This window comes from Bacillus sp. SIMBA_005 (genome assembly GCF_046535585.1).
GTDB classification, from domain to species: Bacteria; Bacillota; Bacilli; order Bacillales; family Bacillaceae; genus Bacillus; species Bacillus pumilus.
In genome coordinates this window covers 1-297 of record NZ_JAWRWI010000210.1, presented here as the reverse complement: position 1 = coordinate 297, position 297 = coordinate 1, and the positions used below count along the sequence as shown (strand labels likewise).

Here is a 297-nt window from a genome sequence, read left to right as displayed (position 1 = left end):
AGGATTAGCTCAGCTGGGAGAGCATCTGCCTTACAAGCAGAGGGTCGGCGGTTCGAGCCCGTCATCCTCCACCATATTTATTCTTACATAATGTTAGGATAGATAAAGCCGGTGTAGCTCAACTGGTAGAGCAACTGACTTGTAATCAGTAGGTTGGGGGTTCAAGTCCTCTTGCCGGCACCACTTTCATATGGTAAGATAGACAAGTCGCTTTTAAAGCGAGCCATTAGCTCAGTTGGTAGAGCATCTGACTTTTAATCAGAGGGTCGAAGGTTCGAGTCCTTCATGGCTCACCAT

At 47.5% G+C, this 297-nt stretch carries 2 tRNA genes; both read left to right on the top strand.

The features are described from left to right. Nucleotides 1-107 precede the first annotated feature (107 nt). Nucleotides 108-183: transfer RNA gene (locus SB660_RS19810), tRNA-Thr, on the top strand. A 37-nt stretch (nucleotides 184-220) separates the two neighbouring features. Beyond that, nucleotides 221-296: transfer RNA gene (locus tag SB660_RS19805), tRNA-Lys, on the top strand. Nucleotide 297 lies beyond the last annotated feature (1 nt).